The 12,635-nt window shown below is 71.7% G+C and carries 13 protein-coding genes and 2 tRNA genes; 10 read left to right on the forward strand and 5 right to left on the reverse strand.

Going from position 1 to position 12,635, the window contains the following annotated elements; genetic code table 11:
• Positions 1-19 precede the first annotated feature (19 nt).
• From ACF08F_RS01195 to ACF08F_RS01210, 4 genes are all read left to right on the forward strand, one after another.
• Positions 20-616, forward strand: coding sequence for a DUF3566 domain-containing protein (locus ACF08F_RS01195; protein WP_392296416.1), 597 nt, complete (start codon positions 20-22; stop codon positions 614-616).
• Between the two features lie 155 nt (positions 617-771).
• Positions 772-845, forward strand: a tRNA-Ile gene (locus tag ACF08F_RS01200).
• A gap of 168 nt (positions 846-1,013) precedes the next feature.
• On the forward strand, positions 1,014-1,148 hold the full coding sequence (locus ACF08F_RS01205) for a DLW-39 family protein (protein WP_003958712.1): 135 nt from the start codon (positions 1,014-1,016) through the stop codon (positions 1,146-1,148).
• A gap of 104 nt (positions 1,149-1,252) precedes the next feature.
• Entirely contained in the window at positions 1,253-2,554 is a 1,302-nt protein-coding gene (locus ACF08F_RS01210; RefSeq protein ID WP_392296417.1) for a hypothetical protein, read from the forward strand.
• A 170-nt stretch (positions 2,555-2,724) separates the two neighbouring features.
• Here ACF08F_RS01210 and ACF08F_RS01215 read toward each other — a convergent pair whose 3' ends face one another.
• Together ACF08F_RS01215 and ACF08F_RS01220 are read right to left on the reverse strand one after the other, a co-directional pair.
• Positions 2,725-4,095 (reverse strand): protein kinase, encoded by a 1,371-nt coding sequence (locus tag ACF08F_RS01215; RefSeq protein ID WP_392296792.1) that lies wholly within the window; start codon positions 4,093-4,095, stop codon positions 2,725-2,727.
• Between the two features lie 63 nt (positions 4,096-4,158).
• Positions 4,159-4,707 carry a DNA-binding protein gene (locus tag ACF08F_RS01220; RefSeq protein WP_055642465.1) on the reverse strand — a complete coding sequence of 183 codons (549 nt, stop codon included), beginning with the start codon at positions 4,705-4,707 and terminating at the stop codon, positions 4,159-4,161.
• A 129-nt stretch (positions 4,708-4,836) separates the two neighbouring features.
• Here ACF08F_RS01220 and ACF08F_RS01225 point away from each other — a divergent pair.
• Positions 4,837-4,909 (forward strand) — tRNA-Ala (locus tag ACF08F_RS01225).
• Between the two features lie 96 nt (positions 4,910-5,005).
• Here ACF08F_RS01225 and ACF08F_RS01230 read toward each other — a convergent pair.
• On the reverse strand, positions 5,006-7,516 hold the full coding sequence (locus tag ACF08F_RS01230) for an ATP-binding protein (protein WP_392296418.1): 2,511 nt from the start codon (positions 7,514-7,516) through the stop codon (positions 5,006-5,008).
• A 258-nt stretch (positions 7,517-7,774) separates the two neighbouring features.
• On the opposite strand from ACF08F_RS01230, the gene ACF08F_RS01235 reads away from it, so the two are divergent.
• From ACF08F_RS01235 to ACF08F_RS01245, 3 genes are all read left to right on the forward strand, one after another.
• Complete coding sequence (locus ACF08F_RS01235; RefSeq protein WP_392296793.1) at positions 7,775-8,218, forward strand: carboxymuconolactone decarboxylase family protein; 444 nt, start codon at positions 7,775-7,777, stop codon at positions 8,216-8,218.
• 183 nt (positions 8,219-8,401) lie between these two features.
• Positions 8,402-8,797: an iron chaperone gene (locus ACF08F_RS01240; protein WP_392296794.1), complete on the forward strand. Its 396-nt coding sequence runs from the start codon at positions 8,402-8,404 to the stop codon at positions 8,795-8,797.
• A gap of 178 nt (positions 8,798-8,975) precedes the next feature.
• Positions 8,976-9,359 carry a DUF6344 domain-containing protein gene (locus ACF08F_RS01245; protein ID WP_392296419.1) on the forward strand — a complete coding sequence of 128 codons (384 nt, stop codon included), beginning with the start codon at positions 8,976-8,978 and terminating at the stop codon, positions 9,357-9,359.
• Between the two features lie 321 nt (positions 9,360-9,680).
• Here ACF08F_RS01245 and ACF08F_RS01250 read toward each other — a convergent pair whose 3' ends face one another.
• Positions 9,681-10,433 (reverse strand): DUF5324 family protein, encoded by a 753-nt coding sequence (locus ACF08F_RS01250; protein ID WP_392296420.1) that lies wholly within the window; start codon positions 10,431-10,433, stop codon positions 9,681-9,683.
• Positions 10,434-10,613: 180 nt separating this feature from the next.
• On the opposite strand from ACF08F_RS01250, the gene ACF08F_RS01255 reads away from it, so the two are divergent.
• On the forward strand, positions 10,614-11,141 hold the full coding sequence (locus ACF08F_RS01255; RefSeq protein ID WP_392296421.1) for a peptidylprolyl isomerase: 528 nt from the start codon (positions 10,614-10,616) through the stop codon (positions 11,139-11,141).
• A 40-nt stretch (positions 11,142-11,181) separates the two neighbouring features.
• Positions 11,182-12,048, forward strand: coding sequence for a rhomboid family intramembrane serine protease (locus ACF08F_RS01260; RefSeq protein ID WP_392296422.1), 867 nt, complete (start codon positions 11,182-11,184; stop codon positions 12,046-12,048).
• Positions 12,049-12,375: 327 nt separating this feature from the next.
• On the opposite strand, the gene crgA is transcribed toward ACF08F_RS01260, so the two are convergent.
• Positions 12,376-12,630: a cell division protein CrgA gene (crgA, locus tag ACF08F_RS01265; RefSeq protein WP_392296423.1), complete on the reverse strand. Its 255-nt coding sequence runs from the start codon at positions 12,628-12,630 to the stop codon at positions 12,376-12,378.
• Between the last annotated feature and the right edge of the window lie 5 nt (positions 12,631-12,635).

Consider the following 12,635-nt stretch of genomic DNA (forward strand, 5'->3'; position numbering starts at 1 on the left):
GGACTCCCAGGGGGTTGCGGTGACGGATACCCGGGGGCAGCAGCCCTCGTACGAGACCTACAGCGGGCCGCTGCCCGGCGAGCGCGCGGGCGCGCAGCAGCAGGGCGGCCCGTACCACCCGCCACAGGCGTACGGCGCTCCTGCGCCGGGCGCCCAGGCGGGCGGTCAGGGCGGCGGGACGCGGGGCGGCCAGACGGGCGCCGGAGCGGTCCGACGGCCGCGTACGGGGGCGAGCACCACGCCTCGTACGCGCAAGGCGCGGCTGCGGGTGGCGAAGGCCGATCCGTGGTCGGTGATGAAGGTGAGCTTCCTGCTCTCCATCGCGCTGGGCATCTGCACGGTCGTCGCCGCGGCCGTGCTGTGGATGGTCATGGACGCCATGGGCGTCTTCTCGACGGTCGGCGGCACGATCAGCGAGGCCACGGGCTCGAACGAGTCCAACGGCTTCGACCTGCAGTCGTTCCTGTCGCTGCCGCGGGTGCTGATGTTCACCTCGGTGATCGCCGTGATCGACGTGGTCCTGATGACCGCTCTGGCGACGCTGGGCGCGTTCATCTACAACCTGTCGGCGGGCTTCGTCGGTGGCGTGGAGCTCACGCTCGCCGAGGACGAGTGACCTCCTGATTCGCGTCCGGCCGGCCGCCCGATCGATCTTCGGGTGGCCGCCGGACGACCGGCGAGGGGGCCCGGCCGGAACCGATTTTGGGACTGGCCCCCACGTGCGCTAATCTTCAGGAGTCAGCGCGCGGGACACACACCGCAAAGCGCGGCGGGGCTATAGCTCAGTTGGTTAGAGCGCATCCCTGATAAGGATGAGGCCACAGGTTCAAATCCTGTTAGCCCCACAGTGAAGATCGACCCGGACGGTTCCTCCGTCCGGGTCGATTTGCTTTCCGGGGGAAGACGGCGGCGCGTCGGAGGTTTGAAACTCGTACAGGTCACCGATCGGTATCGGTCGATGTGTAGAGTGGGCGTCAGAAGTCTCCTACGTCAACGAAAGACGAGGTCGCGCGGTGAAGAAGCTTCTCCTGGTCGCACTGGCCGCCATCGGCGGGCTCCTCGTGTACCGCCAGATCCAGGCGGATCGCGCCGAGCAGGATCTGTGGACGGAGGCGACCGACTCCGTGCCCGCAGGTTCCGGTGTCTGAGACCAAAACCGTTTGTGGGTGAAGCCCCGGCCGCGCGTGAGCGGGCCGGGGCTTCGCTTTGCCTGAGCGAACAAAATGCTTGCTTGAGTAAAGGGGAGAAGCGCGTGAAGACGCAGGCCGGCATCGGACGCATGGGCCGGGGGGCCGGGGCACTGGTCGTGGCGGTCGCCGCAGTCGGCGCGGTGACGGCGCTGCCGGGCCAGGCACGGGCGGCCGACGGGGGCACTCTCCCGCCGTACGCCTTCGACAGCGCGGCCCCGCGCGTCAAGGGCGCCGCGTCGAGCTCGGACGCGGCACAGCTGAAGCCCGGGCAGACGTACCGGGACACGCTGAAGAAGGACGGCAAGGTCTACTACCGCGTCGACCTCGACGACAAGGTCAACAGCTACGTCTCCGTCGTCGCCGTGCCGAAGCCCGGCGGCAAGGTCGAGTACGGCGACGGCTTCAAGGTCAGCATGCAGGACGGCTCCGGCGTCGACTGCGGCTACCAGCAGGTGTCGTTCTCCTCGGCCGAGTACGCCCGTCCGCTCGCCGGGTACGCCCGCCGCCTCGTCGACCCGGACAGCTCCTCCTGCCAGAAGGCGGGCGCCTTCTACGTGCTCGTCGAGCGCACCTCGAAGCCGACCTCGGCCCCGGACGACTGGGAGCTGGAGCTCCGGCACCTGTCCGAGCCGGGCCTGAAGAAGGCCGGCCCGACCGAGCTCCCCGAGGCCTGGTCCTCCGCCACGCCCCCGCCGCCGACGGGCGGCCCGCAGAAGCGCCAGGGCGGCGCGGGCTTCCACGACGCCGTCTCGCTCACGCAGGGCGAGTGGCGGTCCGACATCCGGCCCGGTCAGACGCTGTTCTACCGGGTGCCGGTCGACTGGGGGCAGCAGCTCTTCGCCACCGCCGAACTCGGCAGCAGCGCGGCCGGCGACGAGTCCGTCGGCAACGCGCTGGTGCTCTCCCTCGACAATCCGGCGCTCGGTCACGTCGACGAGAGCTCCGGCAGCTACGACGGGAAGCAGACGACGCTGGCGCTCGACCCCCTGCGGCCGGTGGCCCACGAGAACCGCACCTCGTACAACGACGCCACGAGCGGCATGCGGTTCGCCGGCTGGTACTACCTGTCGGCCACGCTCAACCCCGAGATCGCCGAGCACTACGGGGACAAGCCGGTGCCGCTGACGCTCCGGGTGAACGTCACGAGGAACGCGAAGCCCGGGCCCGGGTACGACGGGGACCCCGGGCCGTTCGCGGTGACCGCCGACGACAAGGAGGCGGCGGCGAGCGGCGCGAGCGGCGCGCAGGCGGCGGAGAGCGACGGCGCCATGCGGCTCGTCGCGGTGGCCGGGATCGGCACGGGGACCGCGTTGCTCCTCGGGCTCGGCGGGTGGACCCTCGTGGCGCGGCGGCGGGCGGCTTAGGGGCACCGTCGCAGCCTTGCGGCATTGCCTACGGACGGGCGGACGGGCGGACGGACGGGCGGACGGGCGGACGGGCGGACGGGCGGGCGGCTCAGCGGCTCAGTGGCTGTGCGGCTTTGTGGCTTCGTGGCCGGTGGCTTTGTGGCGGCGCGGTTGTGGCCCGCTTCGGGTCAGGTCTGGGCGAGGGCCCAGAAGCCGACCGCGAGGCAGACCAGGGCCAGCAGCAGGACCGGGACCGTCACCTTCGGGGGCGGTCCCGGTCGGCGTACGGGGGCCGGGGACGCGGGCCCGGCGTTGTGCGACGGCGCCGTGTGCTGACCGGGAACCTGAACGGGTCGAGCGGTGTATGGATGAGTAGGGGCCTGTCCGTACGGCGCCCCGGCCGTGGGGGCCTGGTCGAAGGAGGGGGTGGGGCCCGGATGCGTGACCGGCGGGGACAGATGGAAGCTGCCCGTCTCGGACGGGTTCGGCACCGGCGCGTGGGCCGGAGCGGCAGCGGGTACGGGCTGCTGGTGCTGCGGCTGGTACGGGGGCTGTGCGGGCTGCTGCTGGGGCGGTACGGGCGTGCTGGGCTGCGCCGGTACGGCGTCGGTGACGGTGGGGGCGCCGAGCGGGCCCGGGACGGCGCCGTGTGCGCCGGGGGTTCCCGTTCCGGCGGGCGCGACCGGTCCGGCGGGGCCGAAGCCGGCGGGCAGGGGACCGATCTGGTCGAAGATCTCGACCGGCGGCTCGTCGGGCCGCGCCTCGGGCAGCATCTCGGCGGCGGCGTCCAGCGCCTTGCGCGCGCCCGTGGCCGACCGGAAGCGGGCCTGAGGGTCGGGCTGGAGCAGCCCGGCGAGCACCTGCCACAGCGGCTCCGGAATGCCCTCGGGGGCGCTCGGCGTGCCGTACGTGAGGAAGTGCGAGACAAGGGCCTGGGAGTCCGGGCTGCGCCCCTGGAGCAGATAGAGCGCGACCAGGCCGACGGCGAACAGGTCGGCGGTGAAGTCGGGCTCCGCGCCGAGGAGTTGCTCGGGAGCGAAGTAACCGGGCGTGCCGATCACGTAGTTGGAATCGGTGAGCCGGGGCTCACCCTTGCGCATGGAGATGCCGAAATCGGACAGCCGCAGGTGCGGCCGCCCGGTTCCGGTGACGTCCAGAAGGATGTTGGCGGGCTTGATGTCCCGGTGGACGACACCCTCCGCGTGCACCGTGGCCAGGCCCGAGAGCAGCTGGTCGAGCAGGGTGCACACGAAGCGGGGCGGCAGCGGGCCGTAGTCCCCCACGACGTGCGCCAGCGAGCCGCCGGCGACCAGGTCCATCGTGAAGAGGACCTTGTCGTCGTCGGCGGCCCAGCTGGCCGGGGCCAGGACGTGCGGATGGTCGATCCGCATCGCCTGCTCGCGGACGAAGCGGAGCAGCGTGTGGGCATCGCTCTGCTGGAGCACCTTGGCCGCCACGTACCGGCGCCGCCGGTGGTCCCAGGCGCGCCACACCGCGCCCGCCCCGCCCCGTCCGATCGGGTCGATCAGCTCGTACCGACCAGCGAAGACCTCACCCATCGCGCTGCGCACGCTCCCCGTCGTGTCGTGTCCCCGTGGTACCGGCCGAGCGCCGGTCCCGCGTCAGTTCTGGTGCGACTCGTAGTGCGCGACCGCGTCCGCGGTGCGCCCCGCGCCGTACACCCGGAGGAACTCTGCCAGTTCCGGGTGCGCCGGGGCGAGGGAGTCCGCCGCGTCGATGATGTCGCCCGCGGCCGCGACGGACCGCAGCAGGGACTGGATCTCGCGGACCACGCGGCGCACGGTCGGCGCACCGGAGCCGGTGGTGGTCTGGGCCGTGCTGGTGAGGACGGAGCCGCCCTGGGACTTCTTGACCTCGTCCATCCGGTCGGTGGCCTCGGCGGCGCTGACGCTGCCGTCGGCGACCTGGACGGCGAGCTCCTGGAGGGCCTGGACGCGCTGGACGACGGCCGGGTTGCCGATCTTGGCCCGCTGGCCGCTCATCAACTGGGACAGCATGGGCGCCGAGAGCCCGAGCACGGCCGCGAGCCTGGCCTGATTGAGCCCGAGATCGTCGATCAGTCGACGGAAGAGCGCCCCCAACGGCTCCCCGTACCAACTGCGCTGAAGCTCTCTGGCTCTTGCCGTGGCTTCCTGCTGCGCTGCGTCCATTACTTCTCCCCATCCCTTAGGTTCGCCACTGCGAACCTCGATCAGCATCTTACGGAGAGTGGTCGTTGACCGGGAGTCCCTATCCTTTTGCCGGACATGGGGGGAGACCCGGTACGCTGTTCTCGTTCCGGGGCCTTAGCTCAGTTGGTAGAGCGCTGTCTTTGCATGGCAGATGTCAGGGGTTCGACTCCCCTAGGCTCCACATGAATGCACCCTCCCGATCGCGGCAGCGCGATCGGGAGGGTGTTTTTCGTGCCCCGCGGGCCCGCAGGGCCGAGGTCCGGCCGCCGCCCGGCGATCAGTGCGGGGCGGGGGTGAGCTCCCGCCGGACCGCTGCGGCCGCCGCCCGGTGCTCGGATGCCCCGGCCGGGTCCGTGGCGTCGAGCACGCCCGCGATCCCCTCGTGGGCCAGCGCCTCCGCGTGCCGGTTGCCCAGCCTCGGGGCCAGCTCCAGGGCCTGCCGGTGCAGCCGCAGGGCCTCGTCCGGGCGGCCCGCGAGCCGGCAGGTCTCGGCGTACCCGTCCAGGAAGTGGATCTTCCAGTGCTCCTCGAAGACCTCGTCGAGCAGCGCGAACGCCTCCCGGTGACTTTCCAGGGCCTCCTCGTACCGGCCCATGTGGCGCAGCGCGACCCCCCGGCAGTTCAGGCACCACGCCTGGTTGTGCAGGTGCCCGTCCTCACGGGCCACCGCGAGCGCCCGCCCCAGGTGCTCCACCGCCTCCTCGGGCCGCTCGGGCGCCACGGCCACGCCGAGGGTGATCCGGGCGGTCAGCGCGGGCGGCCACGCGGGGTCCGTGTGGGGGGTGCCCAGCACCTCCCGGGCCCGCAGCGCCGCCTCCTCCCGCCGGCCCAGCTGGAGCATCGCCCAGGCCTCCGACGCGGCCGCGTGGGCCGCACCCGTCGGGCTGCCGGCCTGCTCGTAGAGCTTCCCCGCGAGCCGGAAGAGGTCGAGGGGCTCCTCGACGTGGCCCGCGTCCCAGCTCAAGTAGCCGCGGCGCAGTGCCAGTTCGGCCTCCGCCCGGGTGTCCCCCGCGCGGACGGCCTCCCGCCCGGCCGCCTCGTAGGAGGCGGTGGCCTCCGCCATCCGGCCCGCGTTGTAGCGGGCGAAGCCCAGGTCGCTGTGCGCCTCGGCCAGCTGCAGCGGGTCCCCCAGGCGCTCGGCGGCGGCCAGCGAACGCTCGAAGAGGTAGTTGAGGTGGGACGTGCCGCAGCGGCGGGCGAAGTAGGCCCGCAGGAAGCGCGGCAGCTCGCACACGTGGGTGTCGGCGCCGACGGCGGCGGCCGTCTCGAAGGCGGCCAGGATGTTCCCGTACTCGATCACGAGCCAGGCCAAGGCGGCGTTCTTGTCCGCGAACCGGGGCAGGGCGGCCGGCGCCGCGCCGGCGGAGGCAGGGCGGCCGGGCGCCAGGTACGGCATCGTGGCGTCCGCCGCCGCCGTCGCGTGGACGTAGTAGTCCAGTACGCGGTGGAGGGCCCGCTCCCGCTCGGGCGCCGCGTCCTGCTCCGCCACGGCCCGGCGCGCGTGCTGGTGCACCAGGTCGTGCAGCCGGTAGCGGCCCGGCGTCGGCTCCTGGACGAGGTGCGCGTCCAGGAGGTCCTCCAGGGACGCCCGGGCCTCGCGCAGCGGCAGGTCCGCGAGCGCCGCCACCGTGTACGCGTCGAAGGACTCCCCCGGCAGCAGGCCGAGCTGCCGGAACAGCCGGGCCCTGGCACGGTCGAGCTGCCGTACCGACATGGCGAACGCCGCACCGAACTCGGCGTCGACCTCGCTCGCTCCCTCGCTCGCTCCCTCGGCCATCCGCTCGACGAGGATCCCCAGGGTCCAGCCCGGCCGGTGCCGCAGCCGCGCCGCGGCCAGGCGCAGGGCCAGCGGCAGCCGGCCGCACAGCCGCAGCACCTCGGCGGCGGACTCGGGATCGCGCGCGATCCTGCTCCCGGGCCCGCCCGCGTCGCCGCTGGCCCGGGCCAGCAGCTCGGCGCTCTCCTCCGGGCTGAGCACGTCGAGGGAGACCGGCGGCACCTCGTCCAGGCCGAGGAGGCGGTTGCGGCTCGTGATCAGGGCGACGGAGGCACCCGCACCGGGCAGCAGCGGGCGGACCTGCTCGGCGTCGGCGGCGTTGTCGAGGACCACGACGACGCGGCGGCTCGCCAGCTCGGACCGCCAGCAGGCGGCCAGCTCCTCGACGCCCTCGCGCGGGACCTTCTCGCTGGGGACGTCGAGCGCGGCGAGCAGCATCCGCAGTGCGGAGTCGGGGTCGAGCGGCGGCCGGCCCTCGGTGAAGCCGTGCAGGTCCACGTAGAGCCGGCCGTCCGGGAAATCGGGGGCGAGTCGGTGCGCGGCGTGCACCGCGAGGCAGGACTTGCCCACACCCGCCATCCCGTCGACCGAGACCGCCCGGTGGCTCGCGACGGCCGCGAACACGGCGGCGAGCCGCTCCTCGCGCCCGGTGAAGTCGGGGACGTCGCGGGGGAGGTCGTTGCGGGGCACCGGCCGGATCTGGCGGCTGCTCTTCGGGGGCGCGGGCAGCGGGTTCGAGCTCCGCTCCCACAGGGGCCGCAGGGGTCGGGGGTCCCGCTTCACCAGGCGGCACAGGGCGACCACGGCGGGCCACGGCGGCACGGTCAGGCCGTTCAGGTAGCGCGAGAGGGACGAGGAGCTGAGGCCGGTGTCCCGGGCGAGGGCCCGTACGCCGAGCCCGGACAGCTCGTGGAGCAGGCGCAGCCGGGCGGCCAGCTCCTCCTGCGGGTCGGAGCCTCCCGCGGCTCCTCCCGAGCCTCTGCCCTGCGAGTCGGCCGGTCGTGCGTCCATGGTTCCCCCGTCGTCGCGTCCTGCTGCGGTGCTGCGGTGGTGCCGTGTTGCGGTGGTCCGTGCTGCCGTGTTGCCGTCCCGTCCGGGGCGAAGTCTTCCGAGCCAACTCGCCGCAGGTCAAGGCTGCTTCACCTGTCCCACGGTGTCCCACGGCGATGGTCGCGACGGGCGGAACGGGCTGTCATGGAGTCACGCCCCGAGGGAACGGGGCACCGACCCGAAAGAGGTTCAGAGATGCAGAGCGAACTCCGGTCCCGTATGCAGAACCCCGTCGCCGTCCTGCCCGCCGCGCAGCAGCCCATCCAGGAGCTCTTCAAGGCCGTCCACTCCGGGGGAGTGGACGCGGAGACGCTGGAGCTGGTCCACCTGCGGGTCAGCCAGATCAACGGCTGCGCCGCCTGCGTCGACGCCGGCTCCAAGACGGCCCGTAAGGCCGGCGTGAGCGACGAGCGGCTGGCCACGGTCGTCGCCTGGCGCGAGGCCCCGTACTTCACGCCGGAGGAGCGGGCCGCCCTTGAGCTCGCCGAGGCCGCGACGCGGCTGGCCGACCGGCCCGACGCGGTGAGCGACGAAGTCTGGGACACGGCCGCCACCTACTACGACGAGAAGCAGCTCGCCGCGATCATCCTCATGGTCGGTGTCACGAACCTGTTCAACCGGCTCAACGCCACGACCCGGCAGATCGCCGGCGCCTGGGGCTGACGCTCCCTCACCTCCGTACCCGGTAGCCCTCATTCGTAGCTGCAAGCAGAGAAGGAACTCGCCATGACGAACACGCCGAAGTCCAGCAGGACGACCGCCAAGACGACTGCCGGGACGACCGCCGGGACGACCGCCGAGGCGAAGACGAAGGCCGAGGGATTCACGGCGGAGGAGCGCAGTGCGATGAAGGAGCGCGCCAAGGAGGTCAAGGCGTCCGCGCGCCGGGGCTCGCGCGCCGACAAGGCGGCGGAGGAGGAGGCGGCCGTGGTCGCGAAGATCGCCGAGATGCAGGACTCGGACCGGGTCATGGCCGAGCGCATCCACGCCGTGGTCAAGGAGCACGCCCCCGAGCTCGCGCCGAAGCTCTGGTACGGCATGCCCGCGTACGCCAAGGAAGGCAAGGTCGTCTGCTTCTTCCAGAGCGCGCAGAAGTTCAACGCTCGGTACGCGACCTTCGGCTTCAACGACGTGGCGAACCTCGACGAGGGCACGATGTGGCCGGCCGCCTTCGCCCTGAAGGAGCTGACCGCGGCCGACGAGGCGCGGATCGCCGAGCTGGTGAAGAAGGCCGTGAGCTGAGGAGATCGGGCCAGGTCGGCGGGGGCCACTGATCCGTCCGGGTGGTGTTCATCGGAAGAACTGCGCGGCGACGGCGTCGCTCCGCGGGAATCCCGGGTCGCATCCACATCATGTGGAAAGTACGTAAAGCGCGCAACCCGAAATGAACCATCCGAGAACGTCACGAAAGTGAGGGGTCATGGCTACCGCCAAGGTCAAGCAGTTCTGGACCGCCTTCATCTCCGTCCTCTTCGCCCTGCTCGCCTCCGTCGGCCTGGCGAGCACCGCCGCCGCGGCCCAGCAGCCCGCCGTGCAGCAGCCCGAGGAGCCGGCCGGCTCCGCCGCCACCACGGCGGCCTCCGCCACCGGTCAGCGTGCCCTCGCCTCCGTACCGGCACAGCGGACGCACCGGTGGCCCCTCGTCGGTGACCGGTCCCTGCCGCCCACCATCAAGCAGCGCATCGGTGCCGAGGCCCACGGCTCCTCCCCCTCGGTACGCCACCGCCACGCGGGCGGCGCGGCCGAGAGCGACCCGGCCGCGCTGACGGAGACGGCGCTCGCGTCGACGTCGCAGGGCGCGTAGGACGCGGGGAGCCGCCGTACGCGTACTCCCCGCGCCCTGTGGAACCGCGAGACCTGCACCACCTGCACCTCTGTGAGACCGCGAGACCTGCACCACCTGCAACCTCTGTGAGACCGCAAGACCCGCGAGGCCTACAAGCCCCGCAAGACCCGCAAGACCCGCGAGGCCTACAAGCCCCGCAAGACCCGCAAGCCCGCGAGGCCTACAAGCCCCGCGAGCCCCGCAAGACCTCCGGAGCAGGATGCTCCACCGTCAACACACGCTCAAGAAGCTTCAGCCGCGGAACACGAAGCTCGTGTTCCTCCGACCGGACCGCTGCGGTCAGCGACGCTCGTCGCGCTCCGCGGACCCGGCATCGGCTTCCGCTTCGGCCTCGATCTCGGCTTCAGCCTCTGCCTCGGCCTGCTGGATCTCGGCCTCGCTCTCCTTGAACTCCACCTCGGGATCGAGGAACCCCCCATTGCCGTCGACGGACGACACCGTGGAACCCTCGCCCACCTCGGTGGGAGCCGGCGGCTCGACGAGCCAGTCGGGATTGGCCTGCTTGTCCCACCACTTCCAAGCGGCGAAAGCGCCGCCGACCACCAAGCCGAGGACCACGAGTCCCTTGGCGAGGCGACCGGCCTTGGCCCGCCGCTCATGCTTCTTCACGATCCTCTGGATTTCCTTCGGCGTCACCTGCCCGCGCAGCGCGGCCCAGGCGGCGGTGGAACGCGACCCGGCCTCCTCCAGGACGGGACCGGTCGCGGCGACCGCGTGCTCGACACGCGGAACGGTGTAGTCGGCCGCCTGACGGGCGGCTGAGCGGGTCACGTCCGCCGCGCGGTGCGCGGCCGCGTCGACCCGCGGCGGTACGTGCGGTGCGACATACGAGGCGTACTGCGCCCGCGCCTGTACTCGGGCCGCCGATGCGGCCTTGGAGACCTTGGGCGCGATACGCACCTTCGCCTCGTGCGCGTAGTGGGTGGCCTGGTCCCTCGCTGTCTCGGCGTACGGCGCCACCACTTCCGCGGCGTGCAGGACGCTCTCCTTCGCCGAATCTGACGCGGCGCGCACGCTGTCCATGCGGGTCACGGGATTCCTCCTCCTCGGGTGGCGACGATGTCGGTTTTTCACCTTTCCATCCTTTTCGGAATCATGCCCCTCGGATCGGAGTCCGGCATGCGGGGCGGGCATCCGGGGCATGCGAGGATCGGTGGTCACGCCAGAGACAGACGCGATGCGACAACGACACGATGTGGACGGAAGGCGACCGTGGCCGAGCAGCTGTACGCGATCCTCAAGACCAGCCTGGGTGACATCGAGGTGCGGCTGATGCCGTTCCACGCCCCGAAGACGGTGCGCAACTTCGTCGAGCTCGCCTCCGGCGAGCGTGAGTGGACGCACCCGGCCACCGGCAAGGTCTCCTCGGACCCGCTCTACGACGGCACGGGCTTCCACCGGGTCATCAAGGGCTTCATGATCCAGGGCGGCGACCCGCTGGGGAACGGCACGGGCGGCCCCGGTTACGAGTTCGCCGACGAGTTCCACCCGGAGCTCTTCTTCGACCGCCCCTACCTGCTGGCCATGGCCAACGCCGGCCCGGGCACCAACGGCTCGCAGTTCTTCGTCACGGTCGGCGCCGCGACCTGGCTGAACCGCAAGCACACCATCTTCGGCGAGGTCGCGGGCGCGGAGAGCCGGAAGGTCGTGGACGCGATCGCGGCGGTCGATACCGACCCGCACACCGAGCGCCCGCTCCGGGACGTCGTGATCGACTCCGTGGTGATCGAGAAGCGCTGAGGCGGACGTGACGGAAGGGACGGAAGGGAAGGAACCTCCGATGGACCCGCAGTCCGGCCTGCCCCGCTGCTACCGCCACCCGGAGGCCGAGACCGGCATCCGCTGTGCCCGCTGCGACAAGCCCATCTGCCCGCAGTGCATGATCTCCGCCTCGGTCGGTTTCCAGTGCCCCGACTGTGTGCGCAACGGTTCGGGGACCGGCCATGCCGCCGATGCCAACCAGCCGCGGACGCTGGTGGGCGGCCGGGTGGCGACCGACGACCGCCTGGTCACCAAGTTCCTCATCGGGATCAACCTCGCGGTGTACCTCCTGGTCCTGGTGTTCGGGGACCGGCTCGTCGCCGAGCTGGAGCTCATCGGCTACGCCTACAGCCCTCAGCTCGGCGAGGTGATCGGCGTCGCGGACGGGGAGTGGTACCGGCTGCTGACCGCGGCCTTCCTCCACCAGGAGGTCTGGCACATCCTCTTCAACGTGCTGGGCCTGTGGGTGATCGGCGGGATCGTCGAGCCGGAGCTGGGTCGGATCCGGTACGCGGCCCTGTGCCTGCTCTCCGGGCTCTCGGGCTCCGTGCTGGCCTATCTCGTCGCCGCGCAGAACCAGCCCTCGCTGGGCGCCTCCGGCGTCGTCTACGGCCTGATCGGCGCCTGGGTCGTGCTGGCCCGCCACAAGCGGCACGACATGCGGCCGGTGGTGCTCTTCGTGGCGCTGTCGCTGCTCCTGACGTTCACCCGTCCGGGGATCTCCTGGGAGGCGCACGTCGGCGGTCTCGTCGCGGGCGTCCTGGTGACGTACGCGCTGGTGCACGCGCCGAGGGCGCGCAGGGACCTCGTGCAGTACGGGGCCTGTGGACTGCTGCTCCTGCTCGACCTGGGGCTCGTACTCGCCCGATCCGCCGCGCTCACCTGAGCGCGGCGGGCTGTGGAAGAGCTCTTTCCCGAGCTTTCCCCAGAGTTATCCACAGCGTGTGGCGGATCGGGCCCCGGTACTGGGGAAAGACCACGCCCCTCGCCTCTGACCTGGCATTTCTCCAGGGAGGCGAGGGGCGTGATGCGTTCCTCGGCGGGTGATCGCCCCTGTGGAGCGGTCATACCGGCGTCAACGTCGTGCGAGTTATCCACAGATCTTCGTAAGTTATCCAGTGCTGTGCACAACGCTGTGGATAAGTTCAGGGGAGAGCTTGACGAGCCGCCGGTCCAGCCGATATCTCGCGGGCTGTACGGAAGGCGGCGCGGGCTACTTCCACTGCGTGGAGACGCCGAACCCCGCAGCGATGAAGCCGAAGCCCACCACGATGTTCACGTTGCCGAGCGACTTGATCGGCAGCGAGCCGTCGGTGACGTAGAAGAGCACGATCCACACCAGCCCGATGGCGAACAGCGCCAGCATCACGGGGGCCACCCAGCTGCTGTTCGACAGCTTGATGTTGGTGGCCTGCTTGGCGGGCGTAGGCGTGAAGTCGGCCTTCTTGCGGATACGTGACTTCGGCACGAGGG

The sequence above is a fragment of the Streptomyces sp. NPDC015130 genome, assembly GCF_043080005.1.
Classification (GTDB): Bacteria; Actinomycetota; Actinomycetes; order Streptomycetales; family Streptomycetaceae; genus Streptomyces.